Source organism: Klebsiella sp. CN_Kp075 (genome assembly GCF_040065055.2).
GTDB classification, from domain to species: domain Bacteria; phylum Pseudomonadota; class Gammaproteobacteria; order Enterobacterales; family Enterobacteriaceae; genus Klebsiella; species Klebsiella aerogenes.
Map to the genome: position 1 here is coordinate 3,399,535 of NZ_CM198050.1, position 19,564 is coordinate 3,419,098.

The 19,564-nt window shown below is 58.9% G+C and carries 21 protein-coding genes; 3 read left to right on the forward strand and 18 right to left on the reverse strand.

Annotated elements, in window-relative coordinates; genetic code table 11:
- Nucleotides 1–42: 42 nt before the first annotated feature.
- The 3 genes from flgD to flgB are packed head-to-tail and all read right to left on the reverse strand — an operon-like array spanning nt 43 to nt 1,556.
- Entirely contained in the window at nt 43–720 is a 678-nt protein-coding gene (flgD, locus tag ABLV78_RS16320; RefSeq protein ID WP_015367328.1) for a flagellar hook assembly protein FlgD, read from the reverse strand.
- Nucleotides 721–732: 12 nt separating this feature from the next.
- A complete protein-coding gene (gene flgC / locus ABLV78_RS16325) occupies nt 733–1,137 on the reverse strand; it encodes a flagellar basal body rod protein FlgC (RefSeq protein ID WP_015367329.1) in 405 nt (134 codons plus the stop codon).
- A gap of 5 nt (nt 1,138–1,142) precedes the next feature.
- Nucleotides 1,143–1,556: a flagellar basal body rod protein FlgB gene (flgB, locus tag ABLV78_RS16330; RefSeq protein ID WP_015367330.1), complete on the reverse strand. Its 414-nt coding sequence runs from the start codon at nt 1,554–1,556 to the stop codon at nt 1,143–1,145.
- Nucleotides 1,557–1,715: 159 nt separating this feature from the next.
- Here flgB and flgA point away from each other — a divergent pair, with 159 nt between their 5' ends.
- The 3 genes from flgA (at nt 1,716) to ABLV78_RS16345 (ending at nt 3,190) form a co-directional block, all read left to right on the forward strand.
- Nucleotides 1,716–2,366, forward strand: a complete 651-nt coding sequence (flgA, locus tag ABLV78_RS16335; protein WP_047043687.1) for a flagellar basal body P-ring formation chaperone FlgA — start codon at nt 1,716–1,718, stop codon at nt 2,364–2,366.
- Nucleotides 2,367–2,429: 63 nt separating this feature from the next.
- Nucleotides 2,430–2,753 (forward strand): flagellar biosynthesis anti-sigma factor FlgM, encoded by a 324-nt coding sequence (gene flgM / locus ABLV78_RS16340; protein ID WP_045397841.1) that lies wholly within the window; start codon nt 2,430–2,432, stop codon nt 2,751–2,753.
- A 2-nt stretch (nt 2,754–2,755) separates the two neighbouring features.
- The gene (locus tag ABLV78_RS16345) at nt 2,756–3,190 is read left to right on the forward strand and encodes a flagellar protein FlgN (RefSeq protein ID WP_047043689.1); all 435 of its coding nucleotides are present in this window, start codon (nt 2,756–2,758) and stop codon (nt 3,188–3,190) included.
- Nucleotides 3,191–3,440: 250 nt separating this feature from the next.
- Here the strand turns inward: ABLV78_RS16345 and ABLV78_RS16350 are convergent, their stop codons facing one another.
- The 15 genes from ABLV78_RS16350 to flhD all read right to left on the reverse strand — a co-directional run bounded on the left by ABLV78_RS16350 (nt 3,441) and on the right by flhD (nt 19,155).
- On the reverse strand, nt 3,441–3,845 hold the full coding sequence (locus ABLV78_RS16350; RefSeq protein WP_045397788.1) for a flagellar protein FlhE: 405 nt from the start codon (nt 3,843–3,845) through the stop codon (nt 3,441–3,443).
- Nucleotides 3,845–5,923: a flagellar biosynthesis protein FlhA gene (gene flhA / locus ABLV78_RS16355; RefSeq protein ID WP_047043691.1), complete on the reverse strand. Its 2,079-nt coding sequence runs from the start codon at nt 5,921–5,923 to the stop codon at nt 3,845–3,847. The genes ABLV78_RS16350 and flhA overlap by 1 nt, the downstream gene beginning before the upstream one ends.
- On the reverse strand, nt 5,916–7,067 hold the full coding sequence (flhB, locus tag ABLV78_RS16360; RefSeq protein ID WP_015367336.1) for a flagellar biosynthesis protein FlhB: 1,152 nt from the start codon (nt 7,065–7,067) through the stop codon (nt 5,916–5,918). Before flhB ends, flhA begins: the two co-directional genes overlap by 8 nt.
- A gap of 150 nt (nt 7,068–7,217) precedes the next feature.
- Nucleotides 7,218–7,862 carry a protein phosphatase CheZ gene (gene cheZ, locus ABLV78_RS16365; protein ID WP_047043693.1) on the reverse strand — a complete coding sequence of 215 codons (645 nt, stop codon included), beginning with the start codon at nt 7,860–7,862 and terminating at the stop codon, nt 7,218–7,220.
- 10 nt (nt 7,863–7,872) lie between these two features.
- Nucleotides 7,873–8,262 carry a chemotaxis response regulator CheY gene (cheY, locus tag ABLV78_RS16370; RefSeq protein ID WP_015367338.1) on the reverse strand — a complete coding sequence of 130 codons (390 nt, stop codon included), beginning with the start codon at nt 8,260–8,262 and terminating at the stop codon, nt 7,873–7,875.
- 70 nt (nt 8,263–8,332) lie between these two features.
- The gene (locus ABLV78_RS16375) at nt 8,333–9,382 is read right to left on the reverse strand and encodes a protein-glutamate methylesterase/protein-glutamine glutaminase (protein WP_047043695.1); all 1,050 of its coding nucleotides are present in this window, start codon (nt 9,380–9,382) and stop codon (nt 8,333–8,335) included.
- Complete coding sequence (gene cheR / locus ABLV78_RS16380) at nt 9,382–10,254, reverse strand: protein-glutamate O-methyltransferase CheR (protein ID WP_047043697.1); 873 nt, start codon at nt 10,252–10,254, stop codon at nt 9,382–9,384. Before cheR ends, ABLV78_RS16375 begins: the two co-directional genes overlap by 1 nt.
- Nucleotides 10,255–10,282: 28 nt before the next feature.
- Complete coding sequence (locus tag ABLV78_RS16385) at nt 10,283–11,893, reverse strand: methyl-accepting chemotaxis protein (protein ID WP_047043699.1); 1,611 nt, start codon at nt 11,891–11,893, stop codon at nt 10,283–10,285.
- A gap of 83 nt (nt 11,894–11,976) precedes the next feature.
- A complete protein-coding gene (locus tag ABLV78_RS16390) occupies nt 11,977–13,647 on the reverse strand; it encodes a methyl-accepting chemotaxis protein (RefSeq protein WP_047043701.1) in 1,671 nt (556 codons plus the stop codon).
- Nucleotides 13,648–13,779: 132 nt separating this feature from the next.
- Nucleotides 13,780–14,280: a chemotaxis protein CheW gene (cheW, locus tag ABLV78_RS16395; protein ID WP_015367343.1), complete on the reverse strand. Its 501-nt coding sequence runs from the start codon at nt 14,278–14,280 to the stop codon at nt 13,780–13,782.
- 33 nt (nt 14,281–14,313) lie between these two features.
- Nucleotides 14,314–16,272 (reverse strand): chemotaxis protein CheA, encoded by a 1,959-nt coding sequence (gene cheA, locus ABLV78_RS16400; protein ID WP_348865261.1) that lies wholly within the window; start codon nt 16,270–16,272, stop codon nt 14,314–14,316.
- Nucleotides 16,269–17,192 carry a flagellar motor protein MotB gene (gene motB / locus ABLV78_RS16405; RefSeq protein ID WP_042892855.1) on the reverse strand — a complete coding sequence of 308 codons (924 nt, stop codon included), beginning with the start codon at nt 17,190–17,192 and terminating at the stop codon, nt 16,269–16,271. Before motB ends, cheA begins: the two co-directional genes overlap by 4 nt.
- Nucleotides 17,189–18,079, reverse strand: a complete 891-nt coding sequence (gene motA / locus ABLV78_RS16410; protein WP_015704927.1) for a flagellar motor stator protein MotA — start codon at nt 18,077–18,079, stop codon at nt 17,189–17,191. The genes motB and motA overlap by 4 nt, the downstream gene beginning before the upstream one ends.
- A 141-nt stretch (nt 18,080–18,220) precedes the next feature.
- Nucleotides 18,221–18,802: a flagellar transcriptional regulator FlhC gene (flhC, locus tag ABLV78_RS16415; RefSeq protein WP_045397765.1), complete on the reverse strand. Its 582-nt coding sequence runs from the start codon at nt 18,800–18,802 to the stop codon at nt 18,221–18,223.
- Between the two features lie 2 nt (nt 18,803–18,804).
- Entirely contained in the window at nt 18,805–19,155 is a 351-nt protein-coding gene (flhD, locus tag ABLV78_RS16420; protein WP_015367348.1) for a flagellar transcriptional regulator FlhD, read from the reverse strand.
- Nucleotides 19,156–19,564 lie beyond the last annotated feature (409 nt).

A 19,564-nucleotide genomic window follows, 5' to 3' on the forward strand; every position in this document is an offset into this window, starting at 1 on the left:
TACTCTCCAAATATTGAGGATATCGATAAAATCAGATGCGAATTACAGGATCTGCCGCACTTCTTCGAGACTGGCGTTACCGGCAAGGCCGAGATCCAGCTTCGCGCCGTTGCTGTCGTTAATCACGCCGTTAACCATGCCGAAGTGCAGGCTGCGCGCCACCAGTTGCTCGCCGTTGCCCTTGGCGTTAATCGCCACTTTATAGGCGCCGTCCGGCGCGGCGGTACCATCATCCAGCGAGCCGTCCCAGGTAAAGGCGTGCACCCCGGCGGTGAGGCCGCCAATCTCAATGGTCCGCACCACCTGGCCGTTGGCGTTGGTAATGGTTGCCGTGACCTGATCGGCGGCACGCTCCAGTTCGACGCCAAACGGCGTGGTGCTGACCTGGCCTTCTTTGCTGCCGACCAGAATGTTATTACCCGGTACCATCACGCCGTGGCCGATCAGCGCGCTGGCCTGCAGCGACTGGTTGCTGTTGATCTGCCCGGAGATCGCGCCAAGGGTGGTGTTGAGTTTTTCGATGCCCTGTACGGTATTAATCTGCGCCAGCTGCGAGGTCAGCTCGTTGTTCTGCATCGGGTTGGTCGGGTCTTGATTTTTCAACTGCGCCACCAGCAGCGTCAGGAAGCTGTTATGCAAATCCTGGCTGGTGCTGCTTTTGCTGGCGGAATCAAGAACCGCGTTATTGGTCGATTCATTGGTGGTTGCGGCGATAGCCATCGGGATCTCCGGTTACTGACCCAGCGTCAGGGTTTTCATCATCATCGACTTAGTGGTGTTGAGCACTTCGACGTTGGCCTGATAGCTGCGGGAGGCGGAGATGGTGTTAACCATTTCGCTCACCACATCGACATTCGGCATCCGCACGTAGCCCTTAGCATCGGCCAGCGGATTACCCGGTTGATAAACCATCCGCGCGGGCGCCGGATCGTCAACCACCTGTGAGACGCGCACGCCGCCGGTCTGCTGCCCCGGCGCCGCGGCCACTTCGAACACCACCTGCTTCGCGCGATAGGGTTCGCCATCCGGGCCGGTGACGCTATCGGCGTTGGCCATATTGCTGGCGCTGACGTTCATCCGCTGCGACTGGGCCGAGAGCGCCGAGCCGGAGATATCAAAAATATTGAGTAAAGACATTCGCCTTATCCTTGTTGCAGCACCGACATCATCCCTTTGATCTGACCGTTGAGCAGCGTCAGGTCGGTCTGATATTTCAGGCTGTTGTCAGCGAAGTTGGTGCGTTCGCGATCCATGTCCACCGTGTTGCCGTCCATCGACGGCTGGTCCGGCACCCGAAACAGCAGATCCAGCTCCGGTGGCTGCATGGTTTGCGCCGGAATATGACGCGCCGCCGTCAGGTTCAGCGCCATGCCGTTGCCGTTTACCCGCCCCTGTTGCAGGACTTTATTCAGTTGGCTGGCGAAATCGATATCCCGCGCCTGATAGCCCGGCGTGTCTGCGTTGGCGATATTGGCGGCCAGTATTTCCTGGCGCTGGGCGCGCAGGTTCAGCGCCTCCTGGCCAAAACGCAGAGCAGCGTCCAGTTTGTCGAGCATGCTCCCTCCGCAAGGTTAGAATTTGGAGCCGACAGCATAAACGCCCCCTGCGCCAACCTATCGCGGGAATAGGGGCAAAATGGAGCGCTATTTATCTGTTTAGTCCCTCAGGGCAGCCGTTACACTTAACCCCTTTCCGGGTGGCGTGAGGGGAACGCGATGAAAAGTAAAATCCTGCTGGTCGGTCTGCTGTGCAGCCTGAACGCCCGCGCCGACACGCTGGCGACGCAAATCGAAAGCTTCATTAAAAGTAAATTCAACGATAATGCCGTGCAGGTGAAAGTGCTGGTGCGCACGCCGCCCGCCCAGTGGCCGCCGTGTGAATTACCGCAGCTGTCGCTGGCGCCCAATGCGCGAATCGGCGGCAATATCAGCGTTTCCGCCCGCTGCGGACAGGAGCGGCGGTTTATTCAGACCCAGGTGCAGGTATTTGGCCGTTATCTGACGGCGGCGCGCGGTATTAGCGGCGGAATGCCGCTGACCCCGGCGGATGTGGTGCTAAAATCAGGCAGGCTCGATACCCTGCCGCCGCGTACGCTGACCGACAGCAAGAAAGCGCTGGGCGCCGTAACGCTGCGTAATATCAGCCCAGGGCAACCGCTGACGCTGTCGATGCTGCGTCGCGCGTGGGTGATTAAAGCCGGTCAGCCGGTGCAGGTCATGGCCGAGGGCGACGGCTTTAGTATCAGCGGTTCCGGTAAGGCGATGAATAACGCGGCGGCCGAAGATAGCGTGCGCGTGCGCATGGTTTCCGGCAAAATCGTCAGCGGTATCGCCGGGGAGGATGGATCCATTCGTATTACGTTATAAAAAAGTAAAGGTTTGCCAGCCCCTGCCGATAACCCCATTAGAAACCCATTTTGGAGATGGACCATGAGTATCGATCGCACCCAGCGGTTACAGCCGGTTTCCACGGTGCAGCCGCGTGAAACCCCGGCCGACAACCCGCTTCAGCCGCGTAAGGCCGCCGTGGCGGAAACCGCCGTTAGCGCCACCAAAGTGAAACTGAGCGATGCGCAGGCGCGGCTGATGCAGCCAGGCACCCAGGATATTGATATGAACCGGGTTGAGGCCATCAAACAGGCGATTCGCAGCGGCGAACTGAAAATGGACGCGGGCAAAATCGCCGACGCCCTGCTGCAGGATGCGCACAACGATATCCAGCGCCTTGCCGGTAGCAAAACAGATAAGGCCTGATGATGGACAGATTACGCACTCTGCTGGATAAACTGGCGGAAACCCTGCGGACGCTGGATGACGTGCTGGCGCAAGAGCAACAGTTGCTGTGTGCGGATGAGCTGCCTGGCGTGGCTCTGCAGCGCATCACCGATAGCAAGAGCCAGCTGCTGGCGACGGTGGCCTGGCTTGAGCAACAGCGGCCGGCGCTGGAAGCCAACCTTGCGCTACACGCGCCTTACCCCAAACATGAAAGCTTCGGCGAACGCTGGCGGCAGATCCAGCAGTTAAGCCAGAGCCTACGTGAAAAGAATCAGCATAACGGTCTGTTGCTCAATCAACAGATCGCCCATAACCAGCAGGCGCTGGCAATTCTTAGCCAGAATAATAAATCGCTGTACGGGCCGGATGGCCAGTCGCGCGCCGCGAGTCTGCTGGGCCGTAAAATCGGCGTCTGAACGCCTTTCTCTGTATTTTCCCCGCTGGTGACGATTACCCGTAGCGCCGTTTTTTGTCAGGTGGCGCTACGCTTACCTGACCTACGGTCCGAGCGGCCTGCCTTTAATTTATTCACCATGCTGGCTGACACTACTGGTGCTGGTGATCTCAGAATCCCCCTGTGCGCTCCCTGCGCCAGGAGAGACATAACGCGGAAGACATTTCGGGAGCGCAATGTGCTCTGTATTAATACAAAATTTTTCCCCACAACTACTGATAATTAACGATAACCTGATTGGCAATCGCCCGCAGCGGCGGGTTTAACGGCCCGCGGGTCTGTACGGAATAGACAAAACGCAGCGGCCCTTCTGCCGCCTCGCCGGCCAACGCGTGGCTGGTGCCGCTGGCGCTGGTCAGCGGAATACAGCGATTCAGGCTACATAAATGCACCTGCAGCCCCGCCGGCTCCGCTGACAGCAGACGATAGCGCCAGCTAACGGTCTCGATGCGCGCATTGCCGCCAGGCAGCGTATTGGGCGGCAGCAGCGCGGCGGAAGAATCACTCATCCCGCCCTGTTCAAGAGTGACGCCGGGCCCTTCGGCAATCCATGAGCCCGACGCCGCGCCGGCGGCAACCGGCAATAAAAGGCACAATAAAGGAAGAAAGCGCGTCATCAGGCCGCTCCAATGGTTGAGGTCATGCGAATCTGGCGATCGTCGTTGATCTCCAGGTTGGAAAGCACCGCCATCTGCGGCAGGCTACGACGCAGGAAACGCGCCAGCAGCGGGCGCAGCGCGTGGTTAACCAGCAGCACCGGCGGCGCGCTAAGCATCTCCTGGCGCTGCAGCGCCTGCCGCGCCTGCTCCAGCAGGCGGTCGGCAAGGCCCGGTTCGAGACCGCCGCCTCCCTGCAGCGCCTGTAGCAGCAGTCGTTCCAGTTGGGTATCCAGGCCGATAACCTGAATTTCGCCATTGCCGGGGAACCACTGCTGGGCAATCGCCCGCCCCAGCGCCACGCGCACGACGGTGGTCAGCTCGTAGGGATCGCTTTGCGTCGGCGCATGCTCCGCCAGCGTCTCGATAATGGTACGCATATCGCGGATCGATACCCGCTCGGCCAGCAGATTCTGCAACACCTTATGCAACGTGGTCAGCGACACCACGCCCGGTACGAAATCTTCGGTCAGCTTCGGCATCTCCTGCGACACGCGATCGAGCAGTTGCTGCGTCTCCTGGCGGCCAAACAGTTCGCTGGCGAACTGACCGATGAGATGGTTGAGATGGGTCGCCACCACCGTACTGGCCTCCACTACCGTATAGCCCTGGATTTGCGCCTGCTCGCGCAATGCGCTATCGATCCACACCGCCTCCAGACCGAAGGCCGGATCGATGGTTTTATCCCCCGCCAGCTCGCCGATGGCGTTGCCGGGGTTAATCGCCAGCCAGCGCCCCGGCTGCGCTTCGCCGCTGCCGATTTCCACTCCTTTCATCAGAATGCGGTAGCGGGCGGGCGCCAGTTCAAGGTTATCGCGAATATGTACCACCGGCGGCAGATAGCCCATCTCCTGGGCGAATTTCTTGCGGATCCCGCGGATACGCCCAAGCAGCTCGCCATTTTGCTGAAAATCGACCATCGGGATCAGCCGGTAGCCCACTTCCATACCCAGCGGATCTTCCAACTGGACATCGGCCCAGCTGGCTTCCGCGGCCTGGGTATTCTCCTGCACGATGGGTTCGTCGGCGGCTTTCGGCGTCTGTTTTTCGCGCCCGCGCAGCCACCAGGCCAGCCCGAGCAGCGCGGCGGTAAATAGCAGGAAGACCAGGTTCGGCATTCCCGGTACCAGCCCCAGCAGCCCAAGTACCGCGGCACACAGCAGCATGACCTTTGGGTTATTGAATAGCTGGCCGACCATCTGTTCGCCGACATCCTGATCGGTCGCCACCCGGGTCACGATGACCCCGGCGGCGGTAGAGATCACCAGCGCCGGGATTTGCGCCACCAGCCCGTCGCCGATGGTCAGCAAGGTGTAGCTTTCCGCCGCCGCGCCCAGCTCCATACCGTGCTGCACCACGCCGACCAGCAGTCCGCCGACCACGTTAATCACCATAATCATTAGCCCGGCGATGGCATCACCGCGGACAAACTTGCTGGCGCCGTCCATCGAACCGTAGAAATCGGCTTCCTGCGTGACTTCAGCGCGACGTTTTTTCGCCTCGTCTTCGCCGATAAGCCCGGCGTTCATGTCGGCATCGATCGCCATTTGCTTACCCGGCATGCCGTCGAGCACGAAACGCGCCCCCACTTCGGCGATACGCCCGGCGCCTTTGGTGATAACCATGAAGTTGATCAACACGAGGATAATAAACACCACGATACCGATGGCGAAATTACCGCCGACCAGGAAGTGGCCGAAGGCCTCTACGACCCGTCCCGCGGCGGCGGCCCCGGTGTGCCCTTCCATCAAAATGATGCGCGTCGAGGCGACGTTGAGCGACAGGCGCAGCAGCGTCGAGAACAGTAGAATGGTTGGAAACGCGGCGAAGTCCAGCGTGCGCTGGGTAAACATCGCCACCAGCAGCACCATGATCGACAATGCGATATTGAAAGTAAAAAGCAGGTCGAGGATAAACGCCGGCAGCGGCAGCACCATCATCGACAAAATCAGCAGGATCAAGATTGGGCCTGCCAACACCTGCCATTGCGTATCTTTAACATTCCCCGGCAAACGCAGCAGGGAGGCCAAATTAGCCATCAGAGTCACTCTCTTTTGCAAAATCCAGTGCTTCCGGCACCGGTAAACGTTGAGGTTTTTTCGGGATCAGGCCGCCCTCGCGCCGCCAGCGGCGCAGCTGATAAACCCAGGCCAGCACTTCGGCGACCGCGGCATAGAGGGTGGCGGGAATATGCTGGCCAATCTCGCTATGGCGATAGAGCGCGCGGGCCAGCGGCGGCGCTTCAAGCATCGGAATACGGTGTTGCGCTCCCAGTTCGCGAATGCGCAGCGCAATCTCCCCCGCCCCTTTAGCCAACACCTTCGGCGCGCTCATTTTTTTATCGTTGTACTGCAACGCCACGGCATAGTGGGTCGGGTTAGTGACTATCACATCCGCTTTCGGCACATCGGCCATCATTCGCCGCTGGGCAATTGCCCGCTGCTGTTGACGGATCCGCCCTTTAACATGCGGGTCGCCTTCCTGATCTTTGAATTCGTCGCGGATATCCTGTTTGGTCATCTTCAGCTTTTTGAAGTGGCTCCACAGCTGATAAAAAACGTCAAACGCCACCATCGGCGTCAACCCGAGCACCACCAGAAATCCGCAATAGAGGATCATCTGCAGCGCATTGGCCAACGCGTCGAGCGGCTGTTGGGTCATCAGATGCAGCATCGCCGCCCAGTTGTGCCACAGGTACAGCCCGGTTACCCAACCGACCAGCGTGGCTTTGAGGATCCCTTTTAACAGCTCCGCCAGCACCTGAGTGGAGAACATACGTTTTAGGCCGGAAAGCGGATTCAGCCGTTTAAGATCGAATTTGAGCGACTTGGTGCTGAATAAAATGCCGCCAAGCAGCATCGGCGCGGCCAGCGCCACCAGCACCAGCCCGGCCATTACCGGCAGCAATGCCAGCACCGCCTGACGCAGCAGCATTCCCAGCTGGCGCAGCATTTGTTTGTCATTGCTGACCATCCCGTGGTCAAAGTGCAGGCCCTGCGTCAGCATCTCCGCCAGTTGGCGAGTGATATTGCTGCCGGACATCAGGATAATGGCGAGCCCGGCCACCAGCATGAGTACCGAGGTCAGCTCGCGCGATCGCGGGATCTGGCCTTCTTCACGCGCCTTCTCCAACCGGTGAGCGGTGGGGGCCTCGCTTTTTTCCAGATCGCTGTCTTCCGCCAAGCCTGCAGTTCCTGTGTCGGGAGGGTAAAGAATGGCGGTCAGCATGCCAAAAAATTGGCGAAGTCATTGGCGGAACAACGGCGAAAAAGAGGGGTTATTTCACGGATGAGGGAAAGGCGGCAGGGGCGCAGCAACTGCGCCCCGTCATATTCAGAAACCGAGACTATCGAGCAGATCGTCAACCTGCGCCTGGTTGGCGATAACGCCGACGCCGTTCTGGTCAAGCTGCGGGCCGTTAAGCAGGCTGTCGTTGGTCCGTTTCTCTTTCACCGGCGGCTCCGACATGTTTTCCATCAGCACCATCAGCAGCTGCTTTTCAATTTCCTGCACCACGTCCATCATGCGCTTGATAACCTGACCGGTCAGGTCCTGGAAATCCTGCGCCATCATGATTTCCATCAGTTGGGCGTTGGTAAAGGATGTATGGCCCGGCACCTGATCCAGATACTCACGGGTGTCGGTCACCAGCGCGCGCGCGTCATCCAGTTCGATCGGATTGGCGAACCACTCATCCCAGCGCGATTTTAGCGCGCTGGCGCCGGACTCCAGTTCGGCCTGGCGCGGCTGCGCCGCCTCCACGCAGCTCAACGCCCGTTCCGCCGCCTGCGCCGTCATGGTGACAACGTAATCAAGGCGGTCGCGGGCATCCGGGATCGCCTCGGCCGCCTGGGCAATCGCCTGATCGAGCCCCAGCTCGCGCATGCTGTCGCGCAGCATGCGGGTGAGCTGGCCGATACGGGAGATTATCTCTCCCGCGGTCGCTGCATCGCTGGCAGGCATTGGAATCTCTCTCATCGCCCTCTCCTTACATGCCCAATTTTTCGAAAATCTTGTTGAGCTTTTCTTCCAGCGTCGCCGCCGTAAAAGGTTTCACCACATAACCGCTGGCGCCTGCCTGCGCGGCGGCAATAATATTTTCTTTTTTCGCTTCCGCCGTCACCATTAGTACCGGCATCGCCGCCAGCGCGGCATCGGCACGAATGGTCTGCAGCAGCTCCAGACCGTCGACGTTGGGCATGTTCCAGTCGGAGACCACGAAATCAAAGCTGCTGGCCCGCAGCTTATTTAGCGCGTCCGCGCCATCTTCCGCCTCTTCGACGTTGTTGAAGCCGAGCTCTTTAAGCAAATTTCTGATGATACGACGCATGGTGGAAAAGTCGTCGACGACCAGAAAACGGAGATTCTTATCTGCCATTACTACCCCTGAACAGTGTCATTTTTAACTCACTTCACACCACGCCGCCGGGACTCCTGGCGGCGTGAATTTAAATTCGCAGCGCCTGGCCGCCGGCTATCTGCGCTAGCATGCGTTGGCTCATGCGCTCCAGTTCAACCACTTCGCTGACCCCGCCGCTGGCGATGGCCTCGCGCGGCATGCCGAACACCACGCAGCTCGCTTCGCTCTGCGCCAGGGTATAGGCCCCGGCGCGATGCATCTCCAGCATCCCCTGAGCGCCGTCGTTGCCCATGCCGGTGAGGATCACCCCCACCGCATTGCGCCCGGCGTGGCGGGCCACCGAGCGAAACAGCACATCCACCGAGGGACGATGACGATTCACCGCCGGGCCGTCGTGCAGCTTGACCTGATAGTTAGCGCCGCTACGCACCAGCTCCAGATGGCGATCCCCAGGCGCGATATAGGCGTGTCCCGGCAGCACGCGTTCCCCCTCTTCCGCCTCTTTCACCGTGATCTGGCACAGCTTATTCAGCCGTTCGGCGAACGAGCGGGTAAATCCCGGCGGCATATGCTGGGTGATCAGCAGCGCCGGGCTGGTGGCCGGCAACGGTTGAAGCACCTGACGAATCGCTTCGGTGCCGCCGGTGGAAGCGCCAATGGCGATCAGCTTCTCGCTGCTCAGCAGCGGTCCGTGGCTTAAAATCGCCGGCGGCTGGCCATTGGCACGCTGCGGCAGCCGCGCCCGCGCTGCGGTGCGGATCTTTTCGCCTATCAGTTCGCTGTAGGCCAGCATGCCTTCGCGGATCCCGAGCTGCGGTTTGGTGACGAAATCCACCGCCCCCAGCTCCAGCGCGCGCAGGGTAATTTCCGAACCTTTACCGGTCAGCGACGAAACCATCACCACCGGCATCGGCCGCAGGCGCATCAGCTTTTCGAGGAAATCGAGGCCGTCCATGCGCGGCATTTCGACGTCCAGCGTCAGCACCTGTGGGTTAAATTTTTTGATCAGATCCCGTGCGACCAGCGGGTCCGGGGCCACCGCCACCATCTCCATATCGGCGTGGCCGTTGACGATCTCGGTCATCAGCTGGCGCATCAGGGCCGAATCATCAACACATAACACTCTGATTTTACTCATCACTTCTCCTTGGTCAGCCCATACACGGTCTGTCCACGCAGGTAGAAATCCCGGCTGATCTGGCTGAAATTCTCGGAGTGACCGGCAAACAGCAGCCCCCCCGGTTTAAGCAAGGGGACAAAGCGGCGCAGGATGCGCTCCTGCGTCGGCTTATCGAAATAGATCATCACGTTGCGGCAAAAAATCGCGTCGAACGGCCCCGGCAGCGCCCACTCTGGCGCCAGCAGATTCAGCGGCTGGAAGTTGACCCGCGCCGCTAGCTCCTGACGCACGCGCACCAGCCCCTGATGCGGCCCGGTGCCACGCAGAAAATAGCGCTGCATCTGCCCGGCCGTCAGGGTACGCAGATCTTCATGGCGATAAATCCCCGCTTCGGCTTTCTCCAGCACCTGGGTATCAATGTCGCTGGCCCAGACCTGGCAACCGCTGGCGCGCTCCCCCAGCGCATCGCCGAGCGTGATGGCGATGGAATAAGGTTCTTCGCCGGTCGAAGCGGCGGTACTCCACACGCTATAGCCGCCCGGACGCGAGCGCGCATGCTCCGCCAGAATCGGAAAGTGGTGCGCCTCGCGAAAAAAGGCCGTCAGGTTGGTGGTCAGCGCATTGATAAACGCCTGCCACTCGGCGCTGTGCGGGTCGCTTTCCAGCAGCGCCAGGTAGTCGCCGAAATCATGAATGCCCAGCAGACGTAAGCGGCGCACCAGCCGGTTGTACACCATCTCGCGCTTATGCGCCGCCAGCACGATCCCGGCGCGCTGATAGATAAGCTGGCTGATGCGGCGAAAATGCGCGTCGGAGAGCGGCAGACGCTGGGCCATCTGCGCCAGCGCCGAGCCGCTTTCGCGCGGCGCGGTTGATGTTGTCTGCTTCATGCCGGCTCACCGGCAAAAAACGAGCGGTTTATGCGGTTTGACAATCCAGGGTCTCCTTTACCGTGGATGAGGTTTCCGGCGCGACGAAGTTGTCATCCGCCAGACGGAATACCGCCACTGCATCGGCGAGGGTAATCGCCTGCTCTTCCAGCGCAGCGGCGGCGGAAGCGGATTCCACCACCAGGGCGGCGTTCTGTTGCGTCACCTGATCCATCTGGGTTACCGCCTGCGTCACCTGCTCAATGCCGCGGCTCTGCTCATCGGAGGCGGAGGCGATTTCGCCCATGATGTCGGTGACCCGGGTTACCGAGCGCACGATGTCCTGCATAGTGGCGCCGGAATTTTCCACCAGCACCGAGCCGTGTTTGACGCGGCTAACGGATTCGTCGATCAGCAGCTTAATTTCTTTTGCCGCCTGGGCGCTGCGGCTGGCCAGGTTGCGCACCTCACCGGCTACCACCGCAAAGCCGCGCCCCTGCTCACCGGCGCGCGCCGCCTCCACCGCCGCGTTGAGCGCCAGAATATTGGTCTGGAAGGCGATGCCGTCGATGACGCTGGTAATCGCGCCGATTTTTTGCGAACTGTTGGCGATGTCGTGCATCGTGGTGACCACATCATCCGCCAGCTCGCCGCCTTTGGCGGCGGTTGAAGAAGCATCACGCGCCAGCTGCGATGCCTGGCGGGCGTTATCGGCATTCTGTTTTACCGTCGCCGTTAGCTGCTCCATACTGGCGGCGGTTTCTTCCAGCGAAGCCGCCTGCTGTTCGGTGCGCGAGGAGAGATCGTTGTTGCCTTCTGAAATCTCCTGCAGGCCGATAAGAATCGACTCCGCACCGTCGCGCACCGCGCCGACGGTACCAATCAGCGACTGTTGCATGCGCTGCAGGCTGGCAAATAGCTGGCTGATTTCGTTGCGGCCATAGACCGCAATCGGCGCCGAAAGATCGCCGCTGGCGATACGTTCAAAGTGGCCACGAATAATATTCAGCGGCTGCACCAGCATGGTTCGCAGCCACCACATCGCGCTGAGGGTGACCACCAAGAGCATCAGCACCGCCCCGGCAACCAACCAGATTGACCAGCCGTAGGCCCGCTGGCTGGAGGCGCTGGCTTCATCGGTCGTCGCCTTCGCCAGCTGCAGATATTGCACAAAGTCAGCCTCGAAGCGGTCCTGTATTTTCTGCGTCGGCTGGTCCATAAAGGCCTGCAGGTTGCGATTTTCGAGGAACACGATCAGCTCGCGCAGCGCGCCGCGCAGCTTTTCGTAGCTGTCGCGCGTGGCATCGGCCAACTGCTGCTCCTGCTCATCCGCGCGAGGCGTGTCGAGGAACTGGTTAAAGTAGAGATCGGCTTTTTGCAGCGAGCTGCGGGCGCCGCCCATCAGCGCATCCACCTGCTCCTGCGGCACCTTCAGCGCCGCGCGGGTACCGGCGCGGTTAAGGGTATTTCGCGCCTGCAGCAGCGATACCCAGCTCAGGCTAAGCGCATCGCGCTGCTGGCTACTGACGGTAATACGTTCAAGATTGTGGTTGTCGGCGCGCAGCGCGACGTAAGAGAGCCCGGTGCTGATCAGTTGCATGATGCAAAAGGAGATCAGCAGCAGGAAAAGACTGGTAGAGATACGGATTCGGTTAAACATAGCAATCTCCTTGGTAGCCGGTCTTGGCCGGCTTACAACGCAAGAGAGGCCGCCGCGTGTAGGGATGCGGCGGCCGGTACCCGTTAGAACGTCTCCCAGTTATCCTGGTAGTCGCTGGCGCTGGTTTTTTTATGCGTAGCGATGGCGGCAGGCGCGGTTTTATTGCTGACCGGCGCTTTATACTCTTCCTGCCCTTCCGACTTCAGACGGAAGACGGCAACCGACTGCGTCAGCAGGCTGGCCTGCTCTTCCAGCGCGGCGGCGGCGGAGGCCGACTCTTCCACCAGCGAGGCGTTCTGCTGGGTGACGCGATCCATTTCCGCTACCGCCTGGCCGACCTGGTCGATGCCGCGGCTCTGCTCATCGGAAGCAGAGGCGATTTCGCCCATGATGTCGGTCACGCGGGTGACCGCATTGACGATATCGCCCATGGTGTCGCCGGCGCTTTCCACCAGCACCGAGCCCATATCCACGCGGTTGACCGAGTCCTCGATCAGCGCTTTGATCTCTTTGGCCGCCTGGGCGCTGCGCTGCGCCAGGTTGCGGACTTCGCCCGCCACGACCGCGAAGCCGCGGCCCTGTTCACCGGCGCGCGCCGCTTCTACCGCGGCGTTAAGCGCCAGGATGTTGGTCTGGAAGGCGATGCCGTCGATAACGCCGGTGATATCGGCAATTTTCTGCGAGCTGCTGGCGATGTCGTGCATGGTTTCCACCACGTTGGCCACCACTTTGCCGCCCTTCTGCGCGGTTTCGGAGGCGCTCAGCGCCAGCTGGCTGGCCTGACGCGCGTTTTCGGCGTTCTGTTTCACCGTCGCCGTCAGCTGTTCCATACTGGCGGCGGTCTCTTCCAGCGATGCCGCCTGCTGTTCGGTGCGCGATGAGAGATCGTTATTCCCGGCGGCGATTTCCGACGCGCCGCTATAGATGGCATCCGCCCCCTGACGCACGCCGCTCACCGTTTCGATAAGCTCGTTCTGCATGTGCTTGAGGCTGGCGGCCAGCACGCCGATTTCATTGCGGCTGGTCACCGGGATAGGCTGGGTCAGGTCGCCGGACGCGATCCGTTTGATGTGTTCAATCATGCGGTTCAGCGGGCGCACCAGGATATGGTGGATGCCCATCCACACGCCGACGATCGCCGCCAGCACCACAATGATGACCACAATTAAGGTCCAGATCGCCGAGCTATAAGAGCTGTTGCTACCGTCAACGGCGATTTGGTACAGCTTGCCGTTTTGCTGCAGATAGGCGTTATAAGTCTGCTCGAAATCGTCCTGGTATTTTTGCGTCGGCTGGTCGAAGAAGGCGTTGATTTTACCCTCGCCCAGCAGCTGGATCAGCTCCGACAGCGCGCCGTACAGGATGCCATACTGCTGCTTAAGCTTTTCCGTCGCCTGCGGATTCTGACGCGGGTCCTGCGGGATTTTTTCATAGGCGGCATAGTTGCGCTCGGCGCGGGCCAGCTCTTCTTTCGCTTTCGCCAGCAGCTCGTCGATAGTCGCGCCGCTGCCGATTTTGTTGGTATCCATCATGTAGCGGATCCCTGCGCGGTTCAGGGAGTTACGCGCCTGCAGCAGATCGACCCGGCTTTCACTTAGCAGCAACTGCTGCTGACGGATGGTTTGCAGGACGGTGAAGTTCTCTTTATCGCTTTTCAGCGACGAAAAAAACAGACCGCCCGAAATCAGCTGCAATGCGCCAAATAGCACCAGCACTAACAAGAGACTGGTGACGACCTTAATACGATTAAACATGTTTCCCCTTCCTGGAAGCCTGAACGGCCAGGCTTTACGTATGTGACTGAAAGGGTTATCGGCGCGCGGGAGGGGAACTTTATGCCAGGCGGGGACTATTTTTACCGGGCGCGACCGAGCGCGCCCCGTTGCTTAGTGGCTTTTGGCGACGTTATCGACCAGCGCCATCTCTTCGCTGCTGAGCAGCTTTTCGATATCGACGAGAATCAACATGCGTTCGCCGAGCGCGCCAAGACCGGTGAGATACTCGGTCGCCAGCGTTACCGCGAATTCCGGCGCCGGGCGGATCTGTTCAGCGGTGAGCGACAGCACGTCGGAGACGCCGTCGACCACGATCCCCACCACCCGCTGGCCGAAGTTAAGCACGATAACCACCGTGTTTTCATCATAAGAGACGCCCTGCTGGGCGAATTTTACCCGCAGGTCGATAATCGGCACGATCACCCCGCGCAGATTGGTGACGCCTTTGATGAAATCCGGGGTGTTGGCGATACGCGTCACCTGGTCATAGCCGCGGATCTCCTGCACCTTGAGAATATCGATGCCGTATTCTTCATTGCCGAGGGTAAAAATTAAAAACTCCTGACCTACCGTTTCGCCAGCCAGTTTGCTGACGGTTGCTAATCCTGCCATGGTCTGCACCTGTTAATTTTATGAGATGAGTCGTTACGCGGCCGCTGCGCTCAGCAGCTTTTCCCGGTTGAGCATTTGCAGCGCCGACACGTCGACGATCAGCGCCACGCTGCCGTCGCCGAGGATCGTCGCCGCGGAAATTCCCGGCACTTTGCGATAATTGCTTTCCAGGTTTTTTACCACTACCTGATGCTGGCCGATCAGCTGATCCACCAGTAGCGCATAGCGGCGGCCGGCGCTTTGCAGAATCACCACAATGCCCTGGGTGGCCTCGGTTTTCGCCCCGGCGACATCAAACACCCGGTATAGCTCCACCAGCGGCAGATACTCGCCGCGGACCTGCAGCATCCGCTCGCCGCCGGCCATCGGATACAGGTCTTCAGCCTGCGGCTGCAGCGATTCCATGACCGCATTGAGCGGCAGAATAAAGACCTCTTCATTGACCTTGACCGACATGCCGTCGAGGATGGCGAGCGTCAGCGGCAGCAAAATACGAATCGAGGTCCCTTTGCCCGCACGGGAATGGATTTCAACGTGACCGCCCATCTCCTGGATATTCCGTTTCACGACGTCCATGCCGACGCCGCGGCCAGAGACGTCGGTCACCTGTTCCGCGGTCGAAAAGCCCGGCGCGAAAATGAGCATTCCGACCTCTTCATCACTCATGCTGTCGCTGACCGCCAGCCCCTGCGCCGCCGCTTTGGCGAGTATTTTTTCACGATTAAGCCCGGCGCCGTCATCGATCACTTCGATGCAGATATTGCCGCCCTGATGTTCAGCGGAAAGAATCAGATTGCCCACCTCAGACTTACCTGCCGCCAGACGGGTTTGCGGATCTTCAATACCGTGGTCGAGGCTATTACGCACCAGGTGGGTCAACGGGTCGATAATGCGCTCGATCAGGCTCTTATCAAGTTCGGTAGAGCTGCCCTGTAGCGTCAGTTCCACCTGCTTATTGAGCTTGCCGGCCAGGTCGCGTACCAGCCGCGGGTAGCGGCTGAATACATATTCCATCGGCATCATGCGAATCGACATCACCGATTCCTGCAGGTCGCGGGCATTACGTTCCAGCTGGCTCATGCTGTTGAGCAGATCGCCATGGGTTACCGGATCCAGATTGCCAGAACGCTGCGCCAGCATTGACTGGGTGATCACCAGTTCGCCGACGAGGTTAATCAACTGGTCAACTTTCTCTACCGCCACGCGAATGCTGGTCGATTCGCTGGCCTTCGCTCTCGGCGCTTTGGGCGGCTCGACGGCAGCAGGTTGCGGCTGGGCGACAGGCGGCGGCACAACTTCGGCCGACGCCAATGGCTTAGCGGCAGTCGTTGGCGGCGTGGTAAAGCTGATTTGTTCCGGCTCAAGGACGAAACAGAGCACCGCGCAGATGTCTTCTTCGCTGGCGGTGGTCAGCAGGGTCACCTCAAGGCTATTGTCAGTTTGCAGCGGATCCTGTACCTCGCCGAGATTGCCAAGCTCTTCCAGCATCAGCGGAATTTCATTGGCTTTTAGCCCGGTTAAGCTTACGCGCATACCGCCGGCGACGGCCGTCGGCGCAGGCTGGGCCACGACGGGCGGCGCGGCTGGCGCGTCCTGCTGCTGTGCTTCCAGCGCCAGCTGCCGCAGCGCCTGGCAGATATAGTCAAAGCTATCAGCGTCAGGCTGCTGCGAGGTTTTATAGGCGTCCAGTTGCTCCTGCATAATATCTTTGGTTTCCAGAAACAGATTGATAATTTCGGTGCTCAAGCGCATCTCTTCGCGCCGGGCGCCGTCGAGCAGGTTCTCCAGCAGATGGGTGGTTTCCTGCAATACGGAAAAGCCAAACGTCGCCGCGCCGCCTTTGATCGAGTGCGCCGCGCGAAAAATCGCGTTCAGCGGTTCGATATCGGGGGCCTGCGGATCCAGCTCCAGCAGGTGTTGCTCCATGTCTGCCAGCAGCTCGTCTGCTTCATCAAAAAAAGTCTGATAAAAAGCGCTAATATCCATGCTCATGGGGTCACCTCTGGGTGTGAATCACGGTTAACCGGCGCGGGCGCGACCAGCTTTGGCAGCGCATCCGGCTGGCTAATCTCCAGCGCATTGCTTTCGCCATTTTCATGCTCAATGCTCTGCTGGGTCTCTTTGTTAAGCACCAGTACGGTAATGCGGCGGTTGATGGCATCATCAGCGCCGTGCTGTTTCAGACTCATGGTCGCCGCCATACCGACCACCCGCAGCACCTTCCCTTCCGCCAGGCCGCCGGCAATCAGTTCGCGGCGCGAGGCGTTGGCGCGATCCGCCGACAGTTCCCAGTTACTGTAACCGCGTTCGCCGCTGGCATAGGGGATGTCATCGGTGTGGCCGGAGAGGCTTATCTTGTTCGGCAAATCATTGAGGATTGGCGCTATCGCCCGCAGGATATCGCGCATATAGCTTTCCACCTGGGCGCTACCGGTTTTAAACATCGGGCGATTCTGGCTATCGATAATCTGAATGCGCAGTCCTTCGTCCATCATGTTGATCAGCAGATGCGGACGTAGCGCCTTCAGACGCGGGTCTGACTCAATCAACTGATCGAGCTTGTCACGCAGTTTGTTAAGCCGTAGCTCTTCGGCGCGTTTATCCGCGGTATTGATCTGTTTGCTGACCAGCCCGACTTCACGGGTCGGGTCTTCGCCGCCGCCGGGGATCGGGCTGCTTTCCGAGCTGCTTTTATCTCCGCTGGTCAGCGCCACTTTCAGCGGCGTGCGAAAATATTCGGCAATCTGCGTCAGCTCCTGCGGGCTGGCGATCGCCAGCAGCCACATGACCAGGAAGAAAGCCATCATCGCCGTCATAAAATCGGCATAGGCAATCTTCCATGAACCGCCGTGATGGGCGGGCTGGTGCGATTTGCGTTTTCTGACCAGTACCACCGGGTGATTATGTTTCATGCTTCTTCGCTTTCCGTCGCCTGCGCGGCGGGCGCTTTCACCTGGCGCACGTGCTCTTCGAGCTCAACAAACGACGGGCGCTCGGTGGTATACAGCGTTTTGCGGCCGAATTCGACGGCGATTTGTGGCGCGTAGCCGTTGAGGCTGGAGAGCAATGTCACCTTGATGCACTGCATCATCTTGACCGTCTCGGCGCTTTTTTGCCGCAGCAGCGTCGACAGCGGCGAGATAAATCCATAGGCCAGCAGAATGCCGAGGAAAGTCCCCACCATCGCGTTGGCGATAAGCGCCCCGAGCTCTGCCGCCGGACGGTCCGCCGAGGCCAGCGCGTGCACCACCCCCATTACCGCCGCGACAATACCAAATGCCGGCAGAGAGTCGCCGACCATCGCCAGGCTGCCGGCGGGCACTTCGCTCTCCTGTTCGAAGGTTTCGATCTCTTCGTCCATCAGCGCTTCAATTTCAAAAGCATTCATGTTGCCGCTCACCATCAGGCGTAAATAATCGGTTATGAACTCCACCAGATGGTTATCGGCAAGGATGCGCGGATAATTAGCGAAAATTTCACTTTCCTGAGGATTATCGATATCGAATTCAAGCGACAGCATTCCCTGTTGACGGGATTTAGCGAGCAGTAGGAACAGCAGCGCCATCAGATCCATATACAGCGCCTTGCTGTATTTGGAGCGACGTACCATTTTGGGCAACGCCCGCAGCGTGGATTTGATGGCCTTTCCGTTGTTGCCGACGATAAACGCGCCGATGCCGGCGCCGCCGATAATCAGAAATTCCGCCGGTTGGTACAGCGCGCCCAGGTGGCCCCCCACCAGTAAATAGCCGCCAAATACCGCTCCCAGGACCACGAGATAACCCAATATCACTAGCACACGCATACCTCAAATTAACAATGTGGATGGCAAGCGAGGCTAACGCGCCCTGGCGTAAACCAGGCGGGGAATGGGGGCGGCATGCCGCCCCTGCGTATTACACGTCGAAAATGGATTGCCGTAAGTCGTCGGAACGGCGACTTACATGACGCGTTTAGCCTGCTCGTCCAGCAGTTGAGAGGTTATATCGGCCAGTTGCGGAGAAAGTTTACGTCTTTTTACGGCGCGTGACGGCGGTTGGCATAACGTGCAGACGAAATCGTGCTGCGGATGGTGCGCGTGGGTGATGAATGAGCCGCCGCAGCTATTGCAGGCGGAGAGCTGCAGCATACCGCTATCAACAAAGCGCACCAGCGTCCAGGCGCGGGTCAACGCCAGTAGCGGCGCTTCGCCCGCTTCTTGCGGACACTGTTCGAGGTACAGGCGATAGGCTTTGATCACCGCTTCCACTCCGCTGCATTTGCCGCTCTTCAGCAGGAACAAATAGGCGTTGTAGAACATCGACGAATGAATATTCTGCTCCCAGGTCATAAACCAATCGGTCGAGAACGGCAGCATCCCTTTCGGCGGCGGGCTTCCGCGCAGCTCTTTGTAGAGTTTAATTAAGCGCCCGCGGCTGAGCTGAGTTTCACTCTCCAGCATCTGCAGACGCGCGCCGAGAGATATCAGCTCCATGGCGAGCTGAATATCCTTCGCTTCCTGAACAATACTTTTCTCAGCCATTATCAAACACTTTTCTTCGCCGCAGCGCCTTCTTTGGCGCGGAGCTCTTGCAGCAGGTGACTGGAAAGCAGGATACCGGTATGGATCTGCTGGAGGTCATCAACGCGCGACTCTTTGGTCAATTGCTCGATAGTCTGATGGTCGCTGAAGCGCAGATTGCACACCAGCTGATTAGTTTCAGCCAGTTTCACCATCTGCGGTAACGTCAGCTGCGCCAGGGTATCAACCATGGTTTCGTCAATTCCCAAACGAAACATTGCGGATACTTTTTCATCGTTGATCAGCCGCTGTGCTAAAAATAAATACGACAGGTTGAAGTCATAAATATGCTTAAGTAATTCGGAGGTACCCATAATCCCTATCCCGATAAGCCATGTTAGAAAACATACACGGGGCGTGATACTTAATCGCCCGTGACCTCAGTTATTTCCCCAAGACGGCAATTAAAACGCTCACTCGCGATAGCTAAAAATTCAGCTAATCATCAAATTCGCCCCACTGTTAATAGTTTGTTACAGGTGCAAACTGGAGTGGAGGATGTAAAGAATTTGCTTCGAGAGAGTTGAATTGCCATGAAACTATTTTTAGAAATTCTATAAGAATATTCTTAAGGCGGCGCAACTCTACTCCCGAATCATTAGCACACACAATTAAGTATGGGGAAATTTTGAATATAATGAGATATAGATCACAAAAACAAAAAATAATACCGGTAACAACACCCCATTTCGATCACTTTATAACCAACATTCGATCATTTAA